Source organism: Bradyrhizobium lablabi (assembly GCF_001440475.1).
Taxonomy (GTDB): domain Bacteria; phylum Pseudomonadota; class Alphaproteobacteria; order Rhizobiales; family Xanthobacteraceae; genus Bradyrhizobium; species Bradyrhizobium lablabi.
The window spans coordinates 222,311-246,119 of record NZ_LLYB01000057.1; the positions used below are offsets into that span (position 1 = coordinate 222,311).

At 62.6% G+C, this 23,809-nt stretch carries 27 protein-coding genes; 13 read left to right on the top strand and 14 right to left on the bottom strand.

Annotation, left to right across the window (positions count from 1 at the left end; translation table 11 throughout):
• Positions 1 to 81: 81 nt before the first annotated feature.
• Positions 82 to 894 (top strand): class D beta-lactamase, encoded by an 813-nt coding sequence (gene blaOXA, locus CQ14_RS11815; RefSeq protein WP_057858039.1) that lies wholly within the window; start codon positions 82 to 84, stop codon positions 892 to 894.
• 128 nt (positions 895 to 1,022) lie between these two features.
• Here the strand turns inward: blaOXA and CQ14_RS11820 are convergent, their stop codons facing one another.
• Entirely contained in the window at positions 1,023 to 1,511 is a 489-nt protein-coding gene (locus CQ14_RS11820; protein ID WP_057858122.1) for a hypothetical protein, read from the bottom strand.
• Positions 1,512 to 1,608: 97 nt separating this feature from the next.
• Positions 1,609 to 2,610: a dienelactone hydrolase family protein gene (locus CQ14_RS11825; protein ID WP_057858040.1), complete on the bottom strand. Its 1,002-nt coding sequence runs from the start codon at positions 2,608 to 2,610 to the stop codon at positions 1,609 to 1,611.
• Positions 2,611 to 2,758: 148 nt separating this feature from the next.
• Here CQ14_RS11825 and CQ14_RS11830 point away from each other — a divergent pair, with 148 nt between their 5' ends.
• Positions 2,759 to 3,397, top strand: a complete 639-nt coding sequence (locus tag CQ14_RS11830; RefSeq protein WP_245320303.1) for a DUF4919 domain-containing protein — start codon at positions 2,759 to 2,761, stop codon at positions 3,395 to 3,397.
• A 50-nt stretch (positions 3,398 to 3,447) separates the two neighbouring features.
• On the opposite strand, the gene CQ14_RS11835 is transcribed toward CQ14_RS11830, so the two are convergent.
• Complete coding sequence (locus CQ14_RS11835) at positions 3,448 to 3,861, bottom strand: DUF4260 domain-containing protein (RefSeq protein WP_057858123.1); 414 nt, start codon at positions 3,859 to 3,861, stop codon at positions 3,448 to 3,450.
• Between the two features lie 138 nt (positions 3,862 to 3,999).
• Here CQ14_RS11835 and CQ14_RS11840 point away from each other — a divergent pair, with 138 nt between their 5' ends.
• Positions 4,000 to 5,532, top strand: coding sequence for an acyl-CoA carboxylase subunit beta (locus CQ14_RS11840; RefSeq protein WP_057858042.1), 1,533 nt, complete (start codon positions 4,000 to 4,002; stop codon positions 5,530 to 5,532).
• Between the two features lie 123 nt (positions 5,533 to 5,655).
• Here CQ14_RS11840 and CQ14_RS11845 read toward each other — a convergent pair whose 3' ends face one another.
• The 4 genes from CQ14_RS11845 to CQ14_RS11860 all read right to left on the bottom strand — a co-directional run bounded on the left by CQ14_RS11845 (position 5,656) and on the right by CQ14_RS11860 (position 9,195).
• Positions 5,656 to 6,117 carry a VOC family protein gene (locus tag CQ14_RS11845; RefSeq protein ID WP_057858043.1) on the bottom strand — a complete coding sequence of 154 codons (462 nt, stop codon included), beginning with the start codon at positions 6,115 to 6,117 and terminating at the stop codon, positions 5,656 to 5,658.
• Between the two features lie 306 nt (positions 6,118 to 6,423).
• On the bottom strand, positions 6,424 to 8,382 hold the full coding sequence (locus CQ14_RS11850; RefSeq protein ID WP_057858044.1) for an alpha/beta hydrolase domain-containing protein: 1,959 nt from the start codon (positions 8,380 to 8,382) through the stop codon (positions 6,424 to 6,426).
• 136 nt (positions 8,383 to 8,518) lie between these two features.
• Positions 8,519 to 8,869 carry a cupin domain-containing protein gene (locus CQ14_RS11855; RefSeq protein WP_057858045.1) on the bottom strand — a complete coding sequence of 117 codons (351 nt, stop codon included), beginning with the start codon at positions 8,867 to 8,869 and terminating at the stop codon, positions 8,519 to 8,521.
• A gap of 116 nt (positions 8,870 to 8,985) precedes the next feature.
• Positions 8,986 to 9,195: a hypothetical protein gene (locus CQ14_RS11860; RefSeq protein ID WP_057858046.1), complete on the bottom strand. Its 210-nt coding sequence runs from the start codon at positions 9,193 to 9,195 to the stop codon at positions 8,986 to 8,988.
• Positions 9,196 to 9,449: 254 nt separating this feature from the next.
• On the opposite strand from CQ14_RS11860, the gene CQ14_RS11865 reads away from it, so the two are divergent.
• From CQ14_RS11865 to CQ14_RS11890, 6 genes are all read left to right on the top strand, one after another.
• Positions 9,450 to 9,956, top strand: a complete 507-nt coding sequence (locus CQ14_RS11865) for a hypothetical protein (RefSeq protein WP_057858047.1) — start codon at positions 9,450 to 9,452, stop codon at positions 9,954 to 9,956.
• 51 nt (positions 9,957 to 10,007) lie between these two features.
• Positions 10,008 to 11,246, top strand: coding sequence for a cell division protein FtsZ (ftsZ, locus tag CQ14_RS11870; RefSeq protein WP_057858048.1), 1,239 nt, complete (start codon positions 10,008 to 10,010; stop codon positions 11,244 to 11,246).
• Between the two features lie 203 nt (positions 11,247 to 11,449).
• Entirely contained in the window at positions 11,450 to 12,262 is an 813-nt protein-coding gene (locus CQ14_RS11875) for a hypothetical protein (protein ID WP_057858049.1), read from the top strand.
• Positions 12,263 to 12,302: 40 nt separating this feature from the next.
• Positions 12,303 to 13,118, top strand: coding sequence for a protein-L-isoaspartate(D-aspartate) O-methyltransferase (locus tag CQ14_RS11880; RefSeq protein WP_245320304.1), 816 nt, complete (start codon positions 12,303 to 12,305; stop codon positions 13,116 to 13,118).
• Positions 13,119 to 13,162: 44 nt separating this feature from the next.
• Positions 13,163 to 14,761 carry an FAD-binding oxidoreductase gene (locus tag CQ14_RS11885; protein ID WP_057858051.1) on the top strand — a complete coding sequence of 533 codons (1,599 nt, stop codon included), beginning with the start codon at positions 13,163 to 13,165 and terminating at the stop codon, positions 14,759 to 14,761.
• A 120-nt stretch (positions 14,762 to 14,881) separates the two neighbouring features.
• Positions 14,882 to 15,601, top strand: coding sequence for a DUF899 family protein (locus CQ14_RS11890; protein ID WP_057858052.1), 720 nt, complete (start codon positions 14,882 to 14,884; stop codon positions 15,599 to 15,601).
• Positions 15,602 to 15,725: 124 nt separating this feature from the next.
• On the opposite strand, the gene CQ14_RS11895 is transcribed toward CQ14_RS11890, so the two are convergent.
• A complete protein-coding gene (locus CQ14_RS11895; protein WP_082649825.1) occupies positions 15,726 to 16,973 on the bottom strand; it encodes a glycerophosphodiester phosphodiesterase family protein in 1,248 nt (415 codons plus the stop codon).
• Positions 16,974 to 17,149: 176 nt separating this feature from the next.
• Here CQ14_RS11895 and CQ14_RS11900 point away from each other — a divergent pair, with 176 nt between their 5' ends.
• Positions 17,150 to 17,464, top strand: coding sequence for an EthD domain-containing protein (locus tag CQ14_RS11900; RefSeq protein ID WP_057858054.1), 315 nt, complete (start codon positions 17,150 to 17,152; stop codon positions 17,462 to 17,464).
• Between the two features lie 218 nt (positions 17,465 to 17,682).
• Positions 17,683 to 18,057 carry a twin-arginine translocation signal domain-containing protein gene (locus tag CQ14_RS11905; protein WP_057858055.1) on the top strand — a complete coding sequence of 125 codons (375 nt, stop codon included), beginning with the start codon at positions 17,683 to 17,685 and terminating at the stop codon, positions 18,055 to 18,057.
• A gap of 183 nt (positions 18,058 to 18,240) precedes the next feature.
• Here the strand turns inward: CQ14_RS11905 and CQ14_RS42155 are convergent, their stop codons facing one another.
• The 3 genes from CQ14_RS42155 to CQ14_RS45250 form a co-directional block, all read right to left on the bottom strand.
• Positions 18,241 to 18,489, bottom strand: a complete 249-nt coding sequence (locus tag CQ14_RS42155; RefSeq protein ID WP_082649821.1) for a GCG_CRPN prefix-to-repeats domain-containing protein — start codon at positions 18,487 to 18,489, stop codon at positions 18,241 to 18,243.
• 83 nt (positions 18,490 to 18,572) lie between these two features.
• A complete protein-coding gene (locus CQ14_RS11910) occupies positions 18,573 to 19,586 on the bottom strand; it encodes an alpha/beta fold hydrolase (protein ID WP_057858124.1) in 1,014 nt (337 codons plus the stop codon).
• Positions 19,587 to 19,732: 146 nt separating this feature from the next.
• Positions 19,733 to 20,107 (bottom strand): hypothetical protein, encoded by a 375-nt coding sequence (locus CQ14_RS45250; RefSeq protein ID WP_245320306.1) that lies wholly within the window; start codon positions 20,105 to 20,107, stop codon positions 19,733 to 19,735.
• 147 nt (positions 20,108 to 20,254) lie between these two features.
• Here CQ14_RS45250 and CQ14_RS11920 point away from each other — a divergent pair, with 147 nt between their 5' ends.
• A complete protein-coding gene (locus CQ14_RS11920) occupies positions 20,255 to 20,653 on the top strand; it encodes a RidA family protein (protein WP_057858057.1) in 399 nt (132 codons plus the stop codon).
• Positions 20,654 to 20,661: 8 nt separating this feature from the next.
• Here the strand turns inward: CQ14_RS11920 and CQ14_RS11925 are convergent, their stop codons facing one another.
• The 3 genes from CQ14_RS11925 to CQ14_RS11935 all read right to left on the bottom strand — a co-directional run bounded on the left by CQ14_RS11925 (position 20,662) and on the right by CQ14_RS11935 (position 23,252).
• Positions 20,662 to 21,897: a class I SAM-dependent methyltransferase gene (locus CQ14_RS11925; protein WP_057858058.1), complete on the bottom strand. Its 1,236-nt coding sequence runs from the start codon at positions 21,895 to 21,897 to the stop codon at positions 20,662 to 20,664.
• A 77-nt stretch (positions 21,898 to 21,974) separates the two neighbouring features.
• On the bottom strand, positions 21,975 to 22,484 hold the full coding sequence (locus tag CQ14_RS11930; protein WP_156434899.1) for a hypothetical protein: 510 nt from the start codon (positions 22,482 to 22,484) through the stop codon (positions 21,975 to 21,977).
• Positions 22,485 to 22,553: 69 nt separating this feature from the next.
• Complete coding sequence (locus tag CQ14_RS11935) at positions 22,554 to 23,252, bottom strand: ArsR/SmtB family transcription factor (RefSeq protein WP_057858060.1); 699 nt, start codon at positions 23,250 to 23,252, stop codon at positions 22,554 to 22,556.
• Between the two features lie 199 nt (positions 23,253 to 23,451).
• Between CQ14_RS11935 and CQ14_RS11940 the strand changes: the two genes are divergently transcribed.
• The gene (locus tag CQ14_RS11940) at positions 23,452 to 23,760 is read left to right on the top strand and encodes an NIPSNAP family protein (RefSeq protein ID WP_057858061.1); all 309 of its coding nucleotides are present in this window, start codon (positions 23,452 to 23,454) and stop codon (positions 23,758 to 23,760) included.
• Positions 23,761 to 23,809: the final 49 nt, after the last annotated feature.

Consider the following 23,809-nt stretch of genomic DNA (forward strand, 5'->3'; position numbering starts at 1 on the left):
GATCGGTTCCAGCTATTGTCATAGTTTCTCCACGATGCGGTCAGCATCGTTTCTGCACCCGTTCATTATTCGGATGTTTCCGTGATCAATCGTCGCCATGCGCTCGGCGTCCTTGCCGCCACAAGCCTGTTTCCCGCGCGCAGCTTTGCCAACGTCTCCTACCAGCGCAGCGAGTTTCGCGACGACCTCTCCAAGCGCTTTTTCGATCTCGGCACCGTCGGCACCTTCGTTGCCTACAAGATCGATGACTACCTGATCATCGCCAGCGACAAGGTGCGCTCGGGCGAGGGCAGGCTGCCGGCTTCGACCTTCAAGATTCCGAATTCGCTCATCGCGCTCGAGACCGGCGTGGTCGAGGACCCCGACAAGGATGTGTTCAAGTGGGACGGCGTGACGCGCAGCATCGAGGCCTGGAACAAGGACCACACGCTGCGTTCGGCGATCGCGGTCTCCGCGGTGCCAGTCTATCAGGAGATCGCGCGGCGCATCGGGGCTGAGCGCATGCAGAAATATCTCGACCTGCTCGACTACGGCAACCATGACATCGGCGGCGGCATCGACCAGTTCTGGCTGAGCGGGAAGCTGCGCATCGATCCGATCCAGCAGATCGATTTCGTCGACCGCTTGCGGCGCGGCGTGCTGCCGGTCGGAAAGCGCAGCCAGGAATTGACGCGCGACATCCTGCCGGTGACCAAGGTCGGCGACGCCACCATCCGCGCCAAGAGCGGCCTGCTCGGCGCCGAGCAGGGCTCACTGGGCTGGATGGTCGGCTGGGCCGAGAAGGGCAGCCAGCAGACCGTGTTCGCCATGAACATGGACTGCAAGGAGCAGAGCCACATCGACGCGCGCATGACTGTGGTGCAGCAATGCCTCGCCGATATCGTCGCGATTTAAGCCATAGCGTTTTCGAGCGAAAGCCTGCCCCGGACTTGATCCGGGGTGGATACCGGTTCGCGTGAAGAAAACGCCTCAAAATAAAATCCGGAGCTATCGGTTCTGATTCAATCAGAACCGATAGTGCGCTAGCGCCGGTTCAACGCGAGCGAGACGGACGTGATGTTGGTGCCCTGAGGCTGGATGGATACCGTCTGCCGACCGCCACGCGTCGTCAACGACAGGTTGGCCGAAAAACTGTCGCCTCGCGCGGCAGCCTCGACATGATCGCCGGCGGCGCGTCCGGAAAGGGTGCCGGATGCGTTGCGGCTTGCTTCAGTCCATGAACCCCTGATCGCGCCGCCATGATATTCCACCTCGCTTGCGAGGTCGAATTTATAGCTCGCGCTGGCGCAAGTCAGATTGAGCCTAAGCTGTTCGCCACTTCCGGCGACGTCATACGCCGCACGGCAGCGCAATTGCTCCTGCTGACCGTCGCTGGTGCTGAGCACGCCGCCGCCGGACCAAGTGCCGGCCATGGCCACGAAGGGCGAGGCAGGCGCGGCCAGCGCCGCGCTGCCGGCCAGCGACAGCGATGCGAGCAGCATCGCCGTTCGCGTGAGATTGGATCCAGACATCTTGATGATCTCCGTTCGGTTTGGCATTCAACGCCAAAACCGCAAACGGGTTCATCGGTTCCGCGGCTGTCCGGCTCGGCCGGGTTTCACCAAGTCGTTATCCGAGCTTCAGCAACGCCTGCAGAAAATCGCTCACCGCCTTCTGCGCGTCCTTCGCCGTTGCCGGATTGCCACCGACATGCGGATTGAGCGCGATGCAGGCATCCTTGTAGGTGAAGGGCTCCTTGGTGTCGTCGTTCATGAGAACTCCGCCTTCGCCCTCCCTAAGGCGGCAATTGCGGGCGGACTGCGCATTGGCTGAAACGGCGATCGTGCTGAGGCCGAGCAGGCCGGCATCGAAGCCGTGTGCGGAATCCGGATATTCCGTCAGCGTCGCGTCGCGCTTGGCGTCCTGCAGGCGGGCGAGATAGGCCTTGCAGGTGGCGACGGGGTTGTAGTCGTCAGGCGTGCCGTGAAAGATCCGGATCGGACGCGCCGCGACCTCGGTGTCGGTGGCGTAGGTCGTCGAGCAATCCGGATAGAACGGAATGTAGGCGGCAAACTGCGCGCCGGACTTGTTCCAGAGCTTGTGGAAGCGATCGAGGCTGGCGTAGAGCGCCGCCTGTCCGCCACGCGAAAATCCCATCAGCACGATCCGGTCAGGATCGACGCGCGGATGCTTGGCGAGGATTTCGAGCGAACGATAGGTGTCGACGATGAAATTCAATCGGCCGAGCAGGGCCTGGTTGGGGCCGACCGCGGTGAGCCCGCGGCCGCTGAACCCGTCGATCACGAAGGTCGAAATCCCCATCGCATTGAAGTGGCGCACCCAGGGGTCCATGCCGGCGCCGACGCCGCTCGATCCGTGCATCAGCACCACGACGGGAAGCTTGCCGGTGCCTTGCGCGATGCGCAATTCGCCGGCGACGGTGACCTGCTTGCCATTGGCATCGCCGTTCAAAAATTGCTGGTCGGAAATCGTCAGCGACGGAATAGCGTAGATTTCAGTGCGGGCGGCGACGTCCTTCGGCATCGATTGCGCGGATGTTTCGATGCAGGTGAATAGAACAGCGGTGCAAAGAATTGCGCCGGTCACGGCGACGCGCCAATCCGTCAGCATCGGTCAGTCCCCCCCCAAGTGTTTTCTTTATGGCCGTAACTAGATCAAGCAAGCGGCAGACTGTCAATTTGCCCGGCCAATGCCTCTGTGCGTGCGCCTTGCGGGAGCGTTGGAAACCGGGGAATATCCGATGCAGTTCGAGGGACACATGGCGATCATTTCAAGGGGAGCGGGCGTCGCTTTGCTCCTGGTCGGACAAGCGCTGCTGTGGGGAAACGCGCGTGCTGCCGAGCCGTCTTACGACGATTATGTTGCGCAGGTGAAAGCCGGCAAGATCGAGATCGACTACACGGCGTTTCGTCTAGCTTATGCCGCCAGCCCGAAATACGCGCCTTACGGCACCATCGAGATCGTGAGCAAGCTGAAGAAGGCCTACGCCGCCGGCGATTGCCCATCAGCGATGGCGCACGCGAAGGAGGTGTTTGAGATCAACTTCGTTCAGATGGAAGCCCACAAGATCGCCGCCGTCTGCCTGAAGAAGGCGGGTAACGAGGAGGAGGCGCGGCGGGAGTATGCGATGTCCCTGGGGCTGTTCAGTTCCGTGCTCAAGTCGGGCGACGGAAAGAGCCCGGAAACCGCCTTCGTCGTCATCGCAGTCGACGAAGAGTACAGTGTGTTGGAGACCGCGTCGTTGACGCCGGTCAAGCAGGCACTGGTGAACCATGGAGGATCCGCCTTCGACCGGTTCGAGGTCAAATTGCCGGATTCAGAGCGAACGGTAACGCTCTTTTTCAACGTCGACCGCCCGCACGCGCAATTGGCGCGAACGTTACAGAAACAGCAGTAGACGATCACGCGACCGTGGCGTTTTGTTCGCTTGCGTAGCGCAACGCCTGCCTACATCGGCGCCTGCGGCTTCCCGATCCGCCCCAGATGGGTGAACGAGAAACCGGTCTCGTATTTCAGCCCGTAGCCGAGCGCGCGGTCGAAGCCGATATGGGCCAGCCAGATCATGGCGATCGAGAGGATGAGCGGGGAGGCGGTGGCAAAGCCGGTCGTCATGATCGCCATCGGCGCCAGGTAGCTATGCGCGGCGTTGTAGATCATGGCGCCGAACCGCGGTCCCGACAGGTAGGCGGCAAAGCTGAGATCGGGGACGAAAAACAGCAGGCCGTAAACCCACCAGTCGCCGTCCCAGATGTAGTAAAGCAGCGTCATTCCGATAAATAACGCTAATCCTTCCAGCCGAAGCACCGCGCGCACGCCCCCTGAGACGGCGCCCGAGCGGTCGGCGCCAGCGATATCGGTCATTCCGGTCCCCATAGTCAGGATCGGCATATAGGGGCTGCAAGGCGGCGGTACCAGATGCCGGATCGGGTGTTTCCGCTTCCGAAAAGGCCGTGTTAGAAGGCCTTCAAATCGTTACCCAAAAAGGCGGGCGGAAGCAGCATGAAGGACATCCTGGAGACCCTCGAAGAACGGCGCGCCGGCGCCAAGCTCGGTGGAGGCGAAAAGCGCATCGAGGCGCAGCACGCCCGCGGCAAGCTGACCGCGCGGGAGCGCATCGAATTGCTGCTCGACAAGGGCTCGTTCGAGGAATTCGACATGTTCGTCGAGCACCGCTCGATCGAATTCGGCATGGAGAAGAACAAGATTCCGGGCGACGGCGTCGTCACCGGCTGGGGCACGGTGAACGGCCGCAAGACCTTTGTGTTCGCCAAGGACTTTACGGTGTTCGGCGGCTCGCTGTCGGAAACCCATGCGCTGAAAATTACAAAACTGCAGGACATGGCGATGAAGGCGAGGGCGCCGATCATCGGCCTCTATGACGCCGGCGGCGCCCGCATCCAGGAGGGCGTGGCCGCGCTCGCGGGCTATTCCTACGTGTTCCGCCGCAACGTCATTGCATCAGGCGTGATCCCGCAGATCTCGGTCATCATGGGCCCCTGCGCCGGCGGCGACGTCTATTCGCCGGCGATGACCGACTTCATCTTCATGGTGAAGAACACCTCTTACATGTTCGTCACCGGCCCCGACGTAGTGAAGACCGTCACCAACGAGGTGGTGACGGCCGAAGAACTCGGCGGCGCCTCGGTGCACGCCACGCGCTCCTCGATCGCGGACGGCGCCTTCGAGAACGACGTCGAGACGCTGCTGCAGATGCGCCGCCTGATCGACTTCCTGCCGTCCAACAACACCGACGGCGTGCCGGAATGGCCGAGCTTTGACGACATCGAGCGCGTGGACATGTCGCTGGACACGCTGATCCCCGACAATCCGAACAAGCCCTACGACATGAAGGAACTGATCCAGAAGGTCGTGGACGAGGGCGACTTCTTCGAGCTCTCGGAGACGTTTGCCCGCAACATCGTCACCGGCTTCGGCCGCATCGCCGGCCGCACGGTCGGCTTTGTCGCCAACCAGCCGATGGTGCTGGCAGGCGTGCTCGACTCTGACGCCTCGCGGAAAGCGGCGCGCTTCGTCCGTTTCTGCGACGCCTTCAACATCCCGATCGTGACGTTCGTCGACGTGCCGGGCTTCCTGCCGGGCACGGCTCAAGAATATGGCGGCCTGATCAAGCACGGCGCAAAGCTGCTGTTCGCCTATTCGCAATGCACGGTGCCGCTCGTCACCGTCATCACGCGAAAAGCCTATGGCGGCGCCTTCGACGTCATGGCCTCAAAGGAAATCGGCGCCGACATGAACTACGCCTGGCCGACCGCCCAGATCGCCGTGATGGGCGCCAAGGGCGCCGTCGAGATCATCTTCCGCGCCGACATGAACGATCCCGACGCGATCGCCAAGCGCACCAAAGAATATGAAGACCGCTTCCTGTCACCGTTCATTGCGGCGGAGCGCGGCTACATCGACGACGTGATCATGCCGCATTCGACACGGCGGCGGATCGCCCGCGCGCTGGCGATGCTGAAAGACAAGAAGGTCGAAATGCCGGCGAAGAAGCACGATAACTTGCCGTTGTAGAAGGTGTCGTAGGGTGGGTTAGCGCAGCGTAACCCACCGGCCGAACCGACCGCGCATCGAGACTTCGGTGGGTTACGCCTTCGGCTAACCCACCCTACGAAGCTACCAAGCTCACAACTTCGCCTACGCCGCCTTGTGCTGCTGCTTCATGACCTCCGCCGCGCGCTTCTTGAGGTCAGCCGGCGACACGTCCTCGATATGCGTGCCGATGTGCCAGTGGTTGCCGGCCGCGTCCTTCACGCCGCCGCTGCGGTCGCCATAGAATTGATCCGTGGGCTCCATCAGCGATGTCGCGCCGGCCTTGAGCGCCTTCTGATAAACGGCATCGACGTTGGGTACGTAGAGATACAGCATGGTCGATGTTGCTTGTGCACGCTCCGAGGAGTCGGAAATCATCACGATGGAATTTCCGATTTTGTACTCCGCGTGCATGACCTTGCCGTCGGGCCGCATCATCGGCTCGAATACCGGTTGGGCGCCGAATGCCTCTTTCATGAAGCTGATGACCTTGTCCGCCCCGTCGACCACGAGGTAGGGCGTGACGGTGTGAAATCCTTCGGGAACCGGCTTTACCTTGGTTGCCATGGCTGTCTCCTTGGGTTTGATGGATTTGATCCATGCAGGACGGCCCAGCCCGCTTATTGCTTTGCCCGTGATTCTCGATCCGGGGTTTGAACATAGTGTGGCAGCGGCGGTTCGCGCACCGGTGGTCGCGTCAATGTGTACCGCTGCCAGGTTCCCCCTCCCGGCGGAACTAACCCTTCAGCAGCGGAACAAAATCGTATTCGCCGACGCGTTGCAGGGTGGAGCGAAGCGATATCCATCAACGCCGGTGATGCGTGTGGCGATGGGTATCGCATCGCTCTACCCATCCTACGACGGCTTCACTGCTCACCGCGCCAGTTTCGCCAGCTTCCCTTGCTTCGCGGCCTCGATCGCACGCTCCGCATCCTCGGGCAACAGCAGCCGCTCGCTGATCTGCCGCGCAGCCTCTCGGCGCACCGCAGCGACATAGGCGTCGTTATCAGCGTAACGTTCCGCGAGTGACGGGCGTGGGTCGTGTATTTCCTTTCGCGCCGCTTCGGTCGGCGCGAACGGCACCACGGCGCCCTGCAAGGGATACAGTGCGGTCGGCCCAAAACCTTGCGCCCGTGGATTCCACGCCGTGTAGGTTGCGCGCGGCACGGCCAGTGCGAGCTGGCGAATGCCTGATATCGCCATGCCGTCGTCATCCGCCTTCGGCACGAACACGGGATAGCGGCCGATCTCCTTGGGCGGCAGCACGCTCTGGTCGGAGAAGGCGGCGAGGGTATGGATGCCCTTGTAGGACAGGCCGGGGATATCCGGCCGCACCGCGCCTTCGGCTGCAACCAGCGTGCCGTGGGCGCGCATCGGCACGCGGCTTGAGGGCGGCGGTACACCATCGCTGATCCAGGCATTGAGATCGGTCAGCAGCGCCCGCATCGGCGCGCCGGCATGAACAGGGTTTAGCGGCAGCGACATCGCCGCCACGCCCTTGCGCATCACGTCGGTGGGGTCGGCAAAATGCGGCGTGCCCGCGATCATGTAGGCGCGGACATTGTCCGGCAGGTCAAGGTGATTGCCCGCGAGGTCGGTCACCAGCAGCGAGGCGCGCGAGGCCCACCATTCATGCTCGCTGTCGGTCTGCATCACCTTGGGGCAGGTCACGGACAGCGCGCACCGGCGCAACAGGCCGTCGGTCTTGCCGGAAATCGGATCGCTCAGCGTCGCGTAGGTGAACGGGAACAGGTCGGCCTGCCAGGCCGGGTCCTGCGGATGGCGCGGGTTGCGGCCGGGCAGGCCGAAGCGAACATTGGTCGCCATCCGCCGTGTGCCCGCGACATGCGGCATCAGCCCGTCGAACACCACGCGGCCCTGCAGATCCTCGTTGAAGCCGAGATGGAGGAAGTCGCGTAGGAAGCGGCCGGATTGCGAGACGCCGAAGCCGATCGCGCGGTTGGCCGACGAATGCAGGCCGTTCAGCAGCGGATTGGCCGATGTCGTATCGCGGCGCAGGAAGCTGACGACATCGCGCACCGCGGCAAAGCCCATGCCGAGCGGCACCGGATCGCGCGCCGTGTAGGTGACCTCATAGAGCGCGCCGGCATCAAAACCGTCGGGCCGCGTGACCTCGACGGTTACGGGATCGACGAGCCGGGCCGAGAGGCCTGATGGCGTCTGGCGGGCGTCGGCCCAGGCGGCGCGAACGGTGATGTTGAGGTTGGCGGGATCGGCAGCGGGCCAGGTCAGTGCTGCCCGCTCGGGACTTCTCGTGTTGTCGAAGAGGAATTCCTCGCGCGCAGGTCCGGTCACACTCTTTAGCACCGGCGCCGTCAGTGCCATCTGTCCTGGTTTGGAGGGGATGTCGCCCTGCCAACCGACCCAGACCATCGTGTAGCCCTGGCGCTGGAGGAAGCCGATGCCGGCGTCGTCGGGACCTTGCGCGTTGTTCGCGCCGGGCTGCGATGAATCGTCGAACAGTTGCGGCGCAAGCTTTCGGCCGCGATTGGGCACGTCCAGCAGCAGCGTGCCGTTGCCATGTGTGGGATCGGCGGGGCGCAGGATCACGACGTCGGCGGTCGCTTCCACTCTCCCATCCGGGCTGCGCGGCGCCTGCGCGAGATCGGTGATGACGGCGTTGCGATCGTCGGACGGGTTGAGGGCGATGGTGGCGCGCGCGGTAATCCGCTCGTAGGGGCCGACGTCACCAAAGCTTCGGCCAGCGAAGGCAGGCCCGCGTTCCACGATGTCGAAGCGAACGACCTCCGCACGTAGCGCGACCGGTGAGAGGCAAACCACCGCAATCACGCCCGCCACCATCTTGCGCATGGCCGTTCCTTCCCTGTCTGGCGCGAGAGGTTGAAATCCTCTCCGCGCTCGTTTTTATCGCGGCCGTCTATAGCATCGCGGCTGAGGGCGCGCCGAAAAATCTCAACGCGTTCGGTGCCATGGGCGGGACCGCAACCTAACCCTTCAGAAGCGGAACAAAATCGTATTCGCCGACGCCTTGCAGCACCAGGAAGGTGAGCGACGTCGCGCCGCCATTGGTCACCAGATGCGGCCGCTTGGGCCTGACGGCATAGACTTCGCCGGGCTTCAAATTCACTTCCTCTTTCGGATCCTGCAGGAACAGCCGCATCTGGCCTTCCAGCACGTAGAAAGTGTCTGACACATTGCTATGGGTGTGCCATGGCACCTTCTGGGTTGCGGAGAGCTGCAACTCCACAATGCGAAAGCCGGGGCGCGTGGCGTGCTCGGCGCGGCGCTCGACTTCGTAGAGATGACTGGCGTCCTTGACTGGCTGCGGCTGGTTCATGACGGCTCCCTCGGATCATCCGCCCCCATCGCGTGGTGCGGCGTGATGATAGCCTTGCTTTGCCGTTCACGAAACGGGCAGGGAGTAGGGCGGGTCAGCCGCGCCGCTGGAGCCGTTCACTCCATCTCGTTCCGCTTCTGCTGCTCGCCCTCGCGCAGCCGCTGCGCGATCGCGGTTCGCCTCGGGATCAACGCGGCCTCGTCGGCGAGCCGCTGGGCAAGGTCGGCGTGATATTGCTGCACGACGTCGAGCACGGCTTCCTTGGCGAGCCGGCGGTGGTACTCGGCCAGGAATCGGTGCAGGTCAGCGAGCTCTTCGTCGTCCATCTCAATCGCGCCTCAGCCGCGATGGCCGAATATACCGCGACCTGTCGATCCCGCGCCAGCTAGCAACAGGGTTCCCGATCCCGGTGGTTTCGCCGGCCGGCCCGCAGCCGGGTGGGGCGGTCGCGCGGGTGGCTAAATCGTTACGGCGCGGCCGGCCGGTTAACTATCTGTTAACCATGGTGGCCTTAGCCTCTTGGGCACTATCCGGTCATCATCAGACGATTCCAGCGCGGTTCGTTCGGGGAGAACAGCCGATGTCCGTTGAGATTCTGACCTACGCAGCTCTGGGCGCCCGCCTGAACATCTCGGCAGCGGCCGCCCGTTCGCTTGCCAGGCGGCTCCACTTGCCGCGCTCGCTTTCCGATGACGGGAAGGCCCTGGTGAGCGTCGATCTCGCTGAAATCAGGCATACGCCACACCCTCCGGCCGGTCACCGGGCGGGGGAGGCCTTTCAGTTGAGGGCACTCATCGCGACCCTGCAGGCGGAGATCGTCCAGCTCGAGGCCAGGGCGGCGGGCAATCGCGCCGATTTCGAGTACGAACGCGAGCGCGCCGATCGCCTGATGGCGGAACTGCTGCAGGCGACCGCAGAGACCACCGCCACCAAACAGGCGGCGGCGCGGCTTGAGGGCGAGGTGACGGCCCTGCGGACCGCCCTCCAAGCTGGTAGTTCTAACGAGAATCACGGAAATTCGGCGCGCCGGCTTGGGCATGTGGCAGCGAGCCTGGTGGAAGCAGACCGCAGGGCTTCTCGTGGATAGCGATCCCTTTTCCTTCATTCCGCGGTTGAGCGGAGCAACCGTGGGGCAACAATGACTGGCACCGACATTCGCGAGCTGAGGGCACGCATTATCGTGTTCGGGGTCGGCGGGGCCGGCGGCAATGCGGTCAACAACATGATCGACGCCGGGCTTGAGGGCGTCGAATTCATCGTCGCCAATACCGACGCCCAGGCGCTCACCAGTTCCAAGGCCAGCCGCGTCATCCAGATGGGCACGCAGGTGACCGGAGGCCTTGGCGCCGGCGCCCAGCCCGACGTCGGGCGGGCCGCGGCGGAAGAGACCACCGACGAGATCCGCGACCACCTGACCGGCGCGCACATGGTGTTCATCACCGCCGGCATGGGCGGCGGCACCGGCACGGGCGCGGCGCCCATCATCGCCAGGATCGCGCGCGAACTCGGCATTCTCACCATCGGCGTCGTCACCAAGCCGTTCCAGTTCGAGGGTGGGCGCCGTATGCGCTATGCCGAAGCCGGCATTGCGGAACTTCTGAAAGCGGTCGACACGCTCCTGATCATCCCGAACCAGAACCTGTTCCGGGTCGCCAACGAGAAGACCACTTTCGCGGACGCTTTTGCGATGGCCGACCAGGTGCTCTATTCGGGCGTCGCCTGCATCAGCGACCTCATCGTCAAGGAAGGCCTGATCAATCTCGATTTCGCCGACGTGCTCTCGGTCATGCGCGAGAAGGGCAAGGCGATGATGGGTAGGGGCGAGGCCTCCGGCCCCAAGCGCGTGCTCAACGCCGCGGTAGCCGCGATTTCCAACCCGCTGATCGAGAACCCCTCGATCAAGCGCGCCAGCGGCCTCATCGTCTCCATCACCGGCGGCCGGGACCTCACGCTGTTCGAGGTCGACGAAGCCGCGACCCGCATCCGCGACGAGGCCGATCAGGATGCCAACATCATCGTTGGCGCGACCTTCGATGCCAGCCTCGAAGGCATTGTCCGCGTCTCGGTCGTGGCGACCGGCATCGACAATGTCGAGGCGACGGGCCAGACCCAGGTCGCGGAAAACCTGCTGACGGATCTCGCCGGCAGGCTCTCCAACGACCGGCGCCGCATCGCCGATCAGCGCGGCGCGCCACAGCCGCAATTCGCTAGCCCGCCGCCGCTCCGCCGCGAAGCACGTCCGGTGGCCGCTGAACACGCGCGGCATGCTGCGGCGCCGCAGCGCCTTGATTCATACGGCCGCGCGGCTCTCGTGCACAATCCGATCGAGGAAAAGGTTCTGGATATTCCGGCCTTCCTGGGCCGAAAGGCGAACTGAGCCGTCGTAGCAACCAAAGGATCGATGCGCCGCGATTTGGAGAGATCCTCCTTCAAGGCATCCTGGATGCTTGAAAGGCGGTTGCCCAAATCGCCCCAGACTTTCCATCCTCCAGCCATGCTTTGGTCAAAACAGCGGTAGGGAGTGTCTACAATCCGACGATCGCCCGTTCAGTTGACGGCAAAACTGGCAGGAGGCGCCCCATGGATTCCCCGGCGAGCACCACGCAAAACGATCCAAACGTCAATCCGGCACTATCCGCACAAGAGAAAGAGCTGGTCGCGCGCGCCGATGAACGGCTCGCGCATGCCTATGCGCAGATTGCCCGCGCGGATGAAGAGCTCGCACGCTTCAATGAGCAGATTTCCAGGCTGGAGAAGGCGAAAAAGTCTCGTCAGCCATCGCGCGGCAGGCCGGCGCTACGCGGCCTGGTTGGCCTGTTGTTGACGGTAGGCGTCTGTACCGCCGCTTTCGCCTGGCAGTCCTATGGCGAGACGGTCAGGCCGATGGTCGCCCGGTGGGCCCCGCAACTGGCCGCGGCTTCGTCGTCACCGTCGGAAGCGCCTGCTCCTGCCGACCAGCAGAGCCCGCCTGTCGTTCGGCTGGCTGCGGCGGATGCCACGGTTTCGCAATTGCCGGCTTCGCCGCAAGCCGCACCGCAAGATGCGGCAGCCGCTTCGACCGCTGCCGAGCAGGCGCAGTTGCTGCAGACGATGGCGCGCGATCTCGCAAGCGTGCAGCAGGAGATCGAGCAGCTCAAGGCCAGCCAGGCAGAATTGGCCCGCGAAAGTGCCAAGACCGCCGAGCAACTCAAGGCGAACCAGGAGCAAATGGCGCGCACGATCGCCAACGTCTCCGAGCAGAACCTGCGGCCCAAAACGTCGGCTACGTCGGCTGCACCGCCGGTGCCGGTTGCCAACCCCGCGCGCAAGCCGAAGCCGGTGTCGACGCTTCCGGCACGGGAGGCGAGAGCGCAGGCGCGGCCACCGGTGCGGTTGCCGTCCGCACAACAGTAGTTTTCATCGGCGCCGCCGTCCGTCGAGGACGGCGTCCGATTTGTTGCTGAAAGGCACGACAGCATCGTTCGCTTCGTTCCGCGACAGCGGACGGGCTTTCGATTGTTGGGCCGAGCGCACGATCATGAAGATCCTGTTGCCACTCGTGCTTTCCATGGTTGCCGGCGCGCGGGAAGCGACGGCACAGGACGCCGAATGCGCCCGCGAACGCGCGGACATGGTCGAAACCGTCCGTGCCTACGGCCGTTCCGACGCCCGTGGTCTGGGACGGCAGGGCCTTTCGGAGAGAGTCCTTGAGGCCATGCGGCAAACCAAACGCCATTTGTTCATCCCTGAACGGTCCTGCTCCATCGCATACGCGGACATGCCGGTTTCGATCGGTCACGGCCAGACCATATCGCAGCCGTATATCGTGGCCTTGATGACGGAGTTGGCCGAGGTCGCGCCCGATCATGTCGTGCTCGAAATCGGCACGGGTTCGGGCTATCAGGCCGCCATCCTTGCGCACCTCGCGCGGAAGGTCTGCACCATCGAGATCCTTGCGCCATTGGCCGAGCTTGCCACGAAAACACTCCGGAACCTCGCCTATGACAATGTGAGCGTCCGCCTCGGCGACGGTTTTGCCGGCTGGCCCGAATGCGGTCCTTTCGACGCCATCGTGGTGACCGCCGCGCTTGGCGAGGTGCCGCCGCCGCTGATCGAGCAGCTCAAGGTGGGCGGCCGCCTCGTCATGCCGGTGGGCGCCGCGTACTCCATTCAGCAGCTCACGGTCGTCGAAAAAACCGCCCCCGACAAGACGACGGCACGCGCCGTCGCCCTCGTGCGCTTCGTGCCCTTCACGCGTTCAAAAAATTAAGAGCCGGTACGGCGGCTCAGATAGAAAAAGACAGGGAGAAGGCCATGAGCGGTGCAAGACTGAAGCATTACGGCTGGGGCCGCGAAGACGAAGGCATGACTGGCGAGGAGCAGGCCTTTGTGCTCGGCCGTTATCGCGCAAAATTTGCGCGCGATGCATTTGAGACGAAACCCGTCCCCCGTCTCGAGGACCTGGCATTGCGTGCGCCGCGCGTCGTGCCACCGGCCTCACTTGCCGCTTTTTGCACGAGCGAACGATACGATCGCGTCGCGCACGCCTACGGTAAATCCTATCCGGACTACGTGCGAGCCATGCTCGGCGAATACGGCAACGCACCCGACGTGGTCGCCTATCCACGTAGCGAAGCAGAGATTTCTGCCGTGATGGACTGGGCCGGTGGTGTCAGCGCGTCGCTTACGCCGTTCGGAGGCGGGTCGAGCGTCTGCGGTGGTGTCGAGCCGTGCGTCGATGGTGTTCGCTATAAAGCGGCCGTCACACTCGACTTGCGCAATCTCGGCAACGTCGTCGAGGTGGATCAGACATCGCGCGCCGCGCTGATCGAAGGGGGTGCCTTTGGTCCATCTCTGGAGAACCAGCTCAAGCCGCATGGCGTCACGTTGCGTCATTTTCCGCAGAGTTTCGAGTATTCAACCCTTGGCGGCTGGATCGCGACGCGATCGGGCGGTCATTTCGCCAGTCTCTACACGCACATAGACGATTTCGTTGAAAGCCTGCGGGTCGTGACGCCGCGCGGCATAGTGGAAACACGTCGCTTGCCGGGATCGGGCGCCGGACCGAGCCCCGACCGCATGTTCATAGGTTCCGAAGGGACGCTCGGCGTGATTTCGCGTGCCTGGATGCGATTGCAGCCGCGTCCGAAATTCCGTGCCGGCGCATCGGTTCGTTTCCACTCGTTCTTCGGTGCGGCCCGCGCGCTGCGCGCCATCGCACAAGCCGGTCTCTACCCATCGAATTGTCGCATCCTCGACGCACAAGAGGCATTCAACACCGGCGCAGCCGACGGGAGCGTCGCGATTATGGTGCTTGGCTTTGAATCCGGCGACCATTCGCCGGATGCCTGGATGGCACGTGCGCTCGAATGCTGCGCCGACCATGGCGGGACACAAGAGGCCGCGAAGGCCGGCGACGCACATCTCGAAGGCGCGGCAGGAATCTGGCGCAACGCATTTATTCGCATGCCCTATGCGCGCGAGTTTCTGACGCCGGCCGGCCTCATCAACGACACCTTTGAGACCGCCATCACCTGGGATCGGTTCGAAAGCTTCCACGACAAGGTGAAGGCGGCGACGGAGCAAGCGATCCTTGAGGCGACTGGCGTAAAAGGCGAGGTCACCTGCCGCTTCACCCATGTCTATCCGGACGGGCCCGCACCGTATTTTTCTTTCCATGCACTCGGCCGCCACGGTGCCCTTCTGGAACAGTGGCAGGCGATCAAGAATGCGGCCAGCGATGCGCTGATTGAGGCGGGCGGGACGATCACGCATCATCACGCCGTTGGCCGTGACCATCGGCCTTGGTACGATCGCCAGCGCCCGGAGCTTTTCGCGGCCGCGCTTCGGGCAGCAAAAAGAGAGCTCGATCCGCAGGGCATGCTCAACCCGGGAGTACTCATCGATCCGTAACGCTGATCGACGCACAAGCAGGGTTGGTGCAAGGGTATGCGGCAAGCGCGTGCAATAGGGAACTTGCTACTCACGGCTGGGTTTGTTCGTGGGGTTCACACTTCAATCCGGAGGGAAGCCATGGAGCATCTCCGCTACCCGAACGAAACTACCGAGTATCGCGCCGCCAGAAACGCGCTTCTGAACGACGAGATCGCGCTTCGTGCCCAGATTGAAGCTGTCGCAGCCAAGCGCCGTGCCCTGCCGCTCGGTGGCGAGGTAAAGGAGGACTATGTATTCGAGCGAATAGGCAAGAATGCAACGCCTGAGAAGGTCAAAATGTCCGAGCTGTTCGGACCGCACGACACGCTCATATTGTATAGCTTCATGTATGGACCCGAGCGGGAGCTGCCATGTCCCGGCTGCACGCACCTGCTCGATGGGATCGATGGCGCGGCACGGCACATCGGCCAGCGAGCCGCACTTCACATCGTCGCGAAATCCCCAATCGCTCGTCTCACCGCGTGGGTTCACGAGCGCGGCTGGAACCATCTCTCGCTGGTATCTACGGCGGGCAACAGTTACGACGCGGACTATTTTGGTGACACATCAAGATTTCCCAAGGGCTTGCGTGCCCAGCATCGCGTCCCGGATGGGGAGAACTGGGACGAAACAATATTCAACGTGTTCAAGAAAAGTGGCGGAGCAATCCGTCACTTCTGGGGTTCGGAGATGAGCTTCGCACCAACCGAACCCAATCAGCACCATCGCGCCGGGGATCAGGCCGACCCCTTATGGGGTCTCCTCGATATGACACCCGAAGGGCGTGGAGACTTTTTTCCCAAGGTAAATTACGACTGACCCACGCGTTCAAAAAAATGGAGAGTCGGCATAGGGTGGGCCAGCCGAAAGCGTAACCCACCGGCCGGAGCACCGGCGCGTCGAGACTTTGGTGGGTTACGCTTCGCTAACCCATCTACGACGCTCACTTCATCCCCGTGCAACTCGCATAAAACGTCGTCGTCGCCGGCCAGTCCGAAAACATGCCGCGGACGCCGACCTGTTTTGCCAGGACGTCCAGCACCGTCAGCGTGTCGCCGTCGCGGTCGACTGCTGACCTGATCGAGCGGTGATAGAAGCCACCACCCTTGTGCAGCGGGCCGTCGCGTTCCAGCGACCAGCCGATCAGGTCGAGGCCGGCAGCCTTGGCCGCCTTGGCGTATTCGGAAGCGACGATTTCCTTGTTGTCGTTGAGCGTCAGCATGGTCCAGATCGGCGGGCCGAGGATGGCAACGCCCTGCGCCTTCAATTCCGCCATCGAGGGCTTCCAGGTCTCGGGCTTATTGGGATCGAGACCCTGCTTCTCATAGCGCTCTTCGAGATAGACCGCCTGTTTGGCAAATTCCGGCTCGGTCTTCACCCAATAGAGCACATCGGCGAGATTGAAGCTTTGCGCAAACACGTCGCTCGGGGGAATGCCGGCCTTCTTGTAGGCCTCCAGCATCTGGCTGGCATATTTCTCCTGGGTGTAGTCGCCGTCGAACGGCATCGGCACCTCGGGCGCCTTCAGCTCCGGCGTGAATTTGGCGCCGAGACTCCTGATCAGCGCGATGCTCTCGTCGTGCGTCATCAGCGTGCCGGAATTGGCATAGAGATCGGTGCGCCAGCGCGGCGTGCCGTTCTGGTATTCCTCTGGCGTCTTGGCATCCGGATTGAAGCCGTCCATCTTCGCGCTCAGCATCCGGAATTCGGCGAGCGTGATGTCGCTGGTGCAGCATTTGGCGGACGCCTTCTTGCCGGTGGCGGGATCGACCGGGCTGAAGGCTTGCGTACATTTGGCCGCCAACGCCGGCACGGTCAGGATGTTGGTCGTGGTGTGCAGGTCGCACTGCGAATGCCGGCACACCAGTTCGCGGTCTTTCGTGAACGTCACGTCGCATTCGATGATGCCGGCGCCCATCCGGGCGGCGGCTACATAGGACTCGCGGGTGTGCTCGGGGAATTCCAGCGCCGCGCCGCGATGGCCGATCGAAAAATCGGTCTTGCGGAACGGTCCGGTGCACTGGGCCAACTGCGTCTTCAGCGGCCCGTCCTTCATCTTGTCGACGAGATAGAACGGCCGCGGCCCGATCTGCGGCTCGCGCGGCAGCAGGATGTTGTCGGCCGCGGCGGGGAGGGCCGCGGTCAAGAGCCAGAGTGCGGCGAGCAGGGCGGAGCGATGGCGGGCAGGCATGAGTGGCACCTCGGATAACGCGTTGCGCGCGGCCTTGATATCACGGAGCATATGACAGTTGCATGTTAAGAGGTGTCGTAGGGTGGGCAAAGCGAAGCGTGCCCACCATTTCTTGCACTGCTGTTGATGGATGGTGGGCACGCTGTGCGCTTTGCCAATAAATAGGGAGAACAAAAATGCCCGCAGCCTTCTTCGTCGTCCGCGCCACCGTCGCCGATCCCGCCAAACGCAGGGCGTTCGACGCCTGGTATTCGTGCGAGCATCTGCCGGACGCCATGAAATCCTTCGGTGCGGTGAAGGCGTGGCGCTACTGGAGCGCGACCGATCCGGCGCTGCACCACGCGATGTATCAGTTTCCGGACCAGGCCGCGCTCGAGCGCGCGACCGATGGGCCGGAAATGAAGCGGCTGGTCGCCGATTTCAACCGCGATTGGCCCGACGTGACGCGGACGCGCGAGGTGCTGGTGCTGGCGGAAGAGCTGGTGGCGTGAGGCGGTGAGTTGTTCGCCACGCAGGCGGATCGCCACACCCGCGCGCGACACGGAAATGCCGCAGCAACGACAAAGGTTCCGCTGCGCGCAACACCGATCGAAAATAAGCCGGGGTTGACTGCGATTACGACTAAGCTGAACGCGCAGTTCACCGCGCGTTCATCTCGGCGCCTCGAAACTCTCTTTCTCGCACACAGCATTACGGAGGAGGAGATGTGATGGAGCGCCGCCACTTTCTGAAACTCGCCTTTGGATTTGCCGCGGGCGGCATCGCGCTCGCAGCGAGCGCGCAGGCCGCGCCGCTGATGCCGACGCCGCTCGCCGACGACGCCAACAAGCTGCCCGACAACAAGGATGCGCAACCCGCCGTCACGTCAGGCGAGGAGGTCGATAACCTCTCGCCCGAGGAAGTGCGCTGGGGCCGCGGCCGTCATCGCGGCTGGGGCCGAAGGCATTGGGGCTGGCGCCGTCGTCACTGGGGCTGGCGCAGACGTCGTTGGCGTCGCCGGTATTGGGGCTGGCATCGCCGCCGCCGTCGTTGGCGTCGCCGCTACTGGCGCCGTCACTATTGGCGCCGGCGTTACTACTGGTAAGCCGACGCAAGGGATCATCTAAAGCGTTGTCGAGCGAAGTGGACACCGGTTCGCGTTAAGACAACGCGTCAAAACAAGAATCCAGAGCCCATTCGGTTCTGATCCAATCAGGACCGAATGGGATCTGGAGCAACAATAAAAAAGCCCCGCGCGAGCGGGGCTTTGTTGTTGTCGTTGAAAATATCAATAAGCGCGGCAGCGGCCATAGCGCCATACGGTGCCGTAAGGACACACGCGGCCGGGCCGTACCACGACGACCGGGGCCGGCGCGACGACGACCGGAGCCGGCGCCACGATGACGGCCCGGCGATTGGGTTGGCAGCCGCCATAGGGGCCACGATGCCAGCCGGGGCCACAACCGCCAGCCGCCTCTGCGGCGCTAAAGCTGGCAACGGTGCCCAGGGCCAAAACTGCTGCGAAGAGGTATTTCATGTTTTCTCCCGTTTTCGGCCGCAAGGCGGCACGGAACGGAAATTAGTCCCGAGACCTGAATGGAACATGAATGTTCCCTGACGCTACGGGGCGGCCAGGAATCCGAGCACCAGTTCGTTATATTTGCCAGGGGCTTCCAGAAAGACCAGATGTCCCGTGTTCGGGATCACCTCGGCCCGACCCTTCGCCATGCCGGCGGCGAGCGCTTTGGCAAGCTCGGCGTTCTGCCCCATCTTCGCGCGCAGCGCCTCCGGCGCATTGGCTCGGCCCGGCGCGTTGTGATCGTCGGCGCCCATCACGAACAGCGTCGGCTGCGTGATCAGGGGAATCTCGTGCACGACCGGCTCGCGATAGATCATCTGCGCCGAGCTGACGAACGCGCGCAGCCATCGCTGATATTCGGCGCTGCCCTTGATGTTGAAGCGCGCGTCGATGAAAGGCGTGACCTGTTCGGGCGGCAGCTTTAGCGCATAATTGCTCTCGAGCTGCTTGCGATAGCCTTCGGCCGTGAGCTTGTCTTCGTTCTCCAGAATCTTCTCGGTCGGCGTCGGCGGCACGTAGAGCCGGTAATCCTCCAGCCCAATCGGCGCGGTCAGCACCAGATGCACGATCCTGTCAGGATAGGCGCGCGCGATGCGGACGCCGAGCATGCCGCCGAGCGAATGGGCGACGATGTCGGCCTTGGCGATTGCGAGATGATCGAGCAACGCGATCGTGTTCCGCGCCAGCGTATCGAAATGCAGATCGCCTTGCGGCTTTGAGGATTTTCCGAAACCGATCTGGTCCGGCACGATCACGCGATAGCCGGCATCGCTCAAGGTCCTGATGACCGGCGCCCAATAGCTCGATGGAAAATTGCGGCCGTGCAGCAGCACCACGCTGCGCCCGTTCGGTTGCGTCGGCGCAACATCCATATACGCCATCCGCACCTGCTCGCCGTCGTTCACCAGCGGCAGCAGATGGACGGGGTAGGGATAGGCAAAACCTTCAAGTGCGATGCCGTAGGGCTCGCGGGCCGCGGGTCGTTCGGTTTCTGCTGATGCCGCAGGCGGTAACGCAATCAAGGCCAAAGCGGCCGCTGCCGCACTGACGCACATCTTTCGCATCTCAAGCACTCCTGTAAGACAGGAGGCGTATTGATGCTGAGCTCACGCGATGTAAAGACGTTCCGTTTCACGTTTTGGCGAGAGCATGAGCCGGGCCATCGCGACGAAAGCAACGTCCGCTTTGCCATGATGGGCCACTAGGGGACGTTCATCATCGGAAGCAATTCCAGTTTCGCAGACGATTTTTCCAGTAACCAGGCTCGAGCTATGCGCCGGGGATCATTCCGATAATTCTGGAAGTCCGCATCGGATGCGAAGCTGACGATATGTACCTCTACGGTGCCATTCGGATTTCGAAGACGACGTTCCAAACGCCCGTTGAACTCGGACAATAGTGGCAAGACGGCATCCTCGTAGGCCCGAAAGTCCTCGATTCCCTCTGTGGGCAGTCGCGCTATTAGCACAAGCGTTACGCGGTTGGTTTGATCGGCCATCATTCCTGGTCCCAAGCCAAGATAGTCGAACGTTGAAGACGCTGAATCCTGCGTTCGCCGCCTCGCAACATCAATCATGGCCGCGGGTCATTCGCCATCAATACTGGCACGTTCGTCTTCTCGCCTGTTATTGATAGCAGGTCGCCAGAAGGCGCGACGCGCTTGTCTGTACTCGTGATAGACCAATAGCAAGACGCATCCGAGACAATTCATAGGGAGAATGCAATGCCTAGGACAAAACTCTCCGTCCCCGACGTAGCTGAGGCTGGCCCCGGTCTCTGGTCAAACGCCATACGCGCCGGCGACATGCTGTTCATCTCCGGCCAGGTCGCACGGCCCTTTGAGGGCGGCACCGAGATAGTTGGAAAAGACGAGTACGAACAAGCCAAGCAAATATTTTCACGTATCGATCGCATCATCAAAGCGGCCGGGGGAACGATGGACGACCTGGTAAAGATGACGATCTACGTCGTCGATATCCGGAAAAACACCGAGGTCTGGCGCGCGCGCCGCGAGTTCTTCACCGGGGACTTTCCTGCCTCCACGCTTGTCGAAGTGCGATCTCTTGCGAAACCGGAAGTCCTGGTGGAAATCGAAGCCGTCGCCTATCTCGGTAAGAGCTGAACTGGAGCTTAAGAGCCGGATCGGCCAAACAGCACATGCCCCGATCGCCACATGCGCTCGCAGACGACGCGCGCAAAATCCGTTCTTTTTTCGGGCTCAGACCCCGTGAACATGGGGTGGGAAAGAATGTCCGATATCCGCCTTTTTCCGTCTATCTGCTCCAGCATGAGCGCTTCCGATCTCGATATCGGGGTAACGACTTCCCCTTGAAGCGCACGGCGCGTCAGGATCAATGAGTTGACGTCACCTGCTAATCGGACGCCGGCTCGAACGTGCGGGACATATGACAGAAAATCATCCGTATCGAAACGCGTGAGGAAGCGCGTGCTTTGCGGCTTCCTGACGAAAAAATCGTGCCTGTCGTTCAGCACGGTAAGATTGTCGACGACGGCCCACTGCTCCGCGGGTGGGAGCGCCAACACCCTTTCCAGCATCTCTCCGCCGAGAAACCGATCGGCACAGTAGAGGGCGTTATCGCTCCAACCGAAGAAAGCCAACCCGGCCGCTTCAACAAACTCCATGATCTCCGGCACCGAATACGCTCTATCCTGCGGGTGAAGCAGCATGTCCACGATGCCCGCGTCGTGGGCAAGATCATGGGGCAGTTTGCCGGTCGCCGAGATCAGATAATGGTTCGATGGGAAAAATTTTAGAAGTTCACGGGCAGTCCTGACGCCCTCGGCATTTCGACCGGCTCCAAGTCGGCGCAAGATATCCTGGACCAGATATACCCCAGCGCGCCCCGACTTCCCGTAAAGCATGATTGCCATGCTTCCCGATGGATCGAGTACATCTGCGAGAGCCTTTAGTCCGGCGTCCGGATCGGGGAGGTGATGAAGAACGCCGGTGCAGATGATCAGGTCAAAGCTGCGCTTCAACTCGCCGACATCAAGCAGGCTCATTTGCCGAAGTTCAAGGTTGGCGAGGCCGTGTCGGTCGCCAAGACGCTTCGAATGAGCGATGCTGGTCTCGGAAAGGTCGATGCCGACGACAGCACAGTCCGGGTTATTGAGTGCGATCAGCGCCGCCTGGGATGAACCGCAGCCGGCGCATAATATGCGCAGGTCTTGCCGAGTTCGGCCTTCCGGCCACAGCTGAATGCCTGCAAATTTGGGGTCGCAGGTCAGCGGTCCCCACTGCTTCAGGAATTTCTCGCCGTCTTCGACTGGCGGCGGATAGCTATACGCCTCGTACTGCTTCCTGACCGCTTCCGTAATGGTGTCTTCTGTAACCGTGTCTTCCATGGCGCGACTCTAGATCGGACCGACCCGGCCAGCAATATCCGAAATCACGAGAAGGTCGAAGGGAAGCTCCATCCGCCTCACTCGGCCTTTAGTGCGGCCTTGAAGTTGCCGCCGGTGTCTGTCGAGTGCAGGTGCTTGAGCTCGCCGCGGTCATCGATCAGGTAGTAGTGGTTGCCCTTGATGCCTTCCTCGTTGCGCAGGCCGCGGAATACGATCAGACGGCTGTCGGCGCGGCTGACCACGGGCTTGAAGTCATCAGGCACGTCGCCCCAGTCGGTTACGGTGAAGAATTGCGTGATCCGCCCGGTGCGGACGTCGAGGAAGGTCGGGGCCTGGCATTCGGTGCCGCAGGGTAGGATGACGACGATGAAGCGCCCACCGGCGTTGATCTTGTCGTCTTCAATCGCCGAGCGATAGGATTCGCTGCGGTCACGCCAGAATTCATGGTCAAGCCGCGGCTTGGCACGCTTGCCGGTATAGACCTTCACATTGTGATCGCTGAACTTGGGCAGCTCTTCTGCTAATGCGGGCAGGGCGTAGCACGCGAGCAGCATCGCGGCGGCAATAGTTCGAAGCAAGGGGGGCATGAAAATCTCGTCGGAAACGCTCGTTGCCGTTTGGTCGGCGTTTCCGCAGGAAAAGTTCAAGCGGCCCGGCTAGGCCTGCTCGCTTCCGAACAACGCGGCAAACCGCTTTTCACCGGTGCGGGTGAAATTGACGACACGGCTGCCCGGCGCGGGATCGCGCGCCGCCCAGTTCAGTTCGGTAAAGCGGTTCATCACCGCGGCGCCCAGCGTGCCGGCGAGGTGATGGCGGCGTTCGCTCCAGTCGAGACAGGCCTTGCACACCGGGCGGCGCGGATGCGCCAGCGCTTCGGTATCGATCTGCAGCGCCTCCGCCATGAAGCGCTTGCCGTCGCCGGTGAGCTCGATGGCCTGCTTGGTTTGCCGGACCAGCCTTTGCTTGCGCAGGCTGTCGAGCATCTGCACGCCGAGATCGCCGGCGAGATGATCGTAGCAGATCCGCGCACGGCGCAGCGCCGGCTCCTTCGGTCCGGTGCGCACGCGGGTATGGCCGGCGCGCTCGGCGAGGCCCGCCAGTCCCTCGAGCACGTGAGCGACGTCGGACCCGGTGAGGCGGTAATAGCGGTGACGGCCCTGTTTCTCCGGCTCGATCAGCCCGCCGGCCTCGAGCTTGGAGAGATGCGAACTCGCGGTTTGCGGCGTGATGCCGGCTTGATGCGCCAGTTCGCTCGCGGTCAGCGCACGGCCGTCCATCAGCGCGGTCAGCATGTTGGCGCGCGCGGGATCGCCGACCAGCGAGGCGACCATGGCGATGTCGGGACCTGCTTTCATAGTTCGATGATAGCCGAAGCATTGTGGTAGGGCAAGCGGGTATTGTGAGCGCTCGAAGTTTCCTCCCGTCATTGCCTGCGACAAACGCGAAGCGTTTGCGCTAGGGAGCGAAGCGACGAAGCAATCCATCGCGCCGCAAGCGGAGGAATGGATTGCTTCGCTGCGCTCGCAATGACGGCAACAGGCATTGGAGCCCTAGATGACTATCACCGTCTTCATCCGCTACCAGCTCGACCCCTTCAAGCGCGCTCTGTTCGAGCAGTACTCGAAAAACTGGCTCACCATCATCCCGAAATGCGGCGGCGATCTCCTCGGCTACTGGATGCCGCACGAGGGCACCAACAACATCGCCTTTGCGCTGATCTCGTTCGAGAGTCTCGCAGCCTATGAGAGCTACCGGGCGCGGCTGCGCGCGGACAGCGAAGGCATGGCCAATTTCAATTTCGCCGAGGAGAACAGGTTCATTCTCGCGGAGGAACGGACATTCCTGCGCCAGGTCGTGGCGTGAGACGTCTGGCGGAATGGGCGTCGCGTTCCTATCTACGCGGCGCCAACAA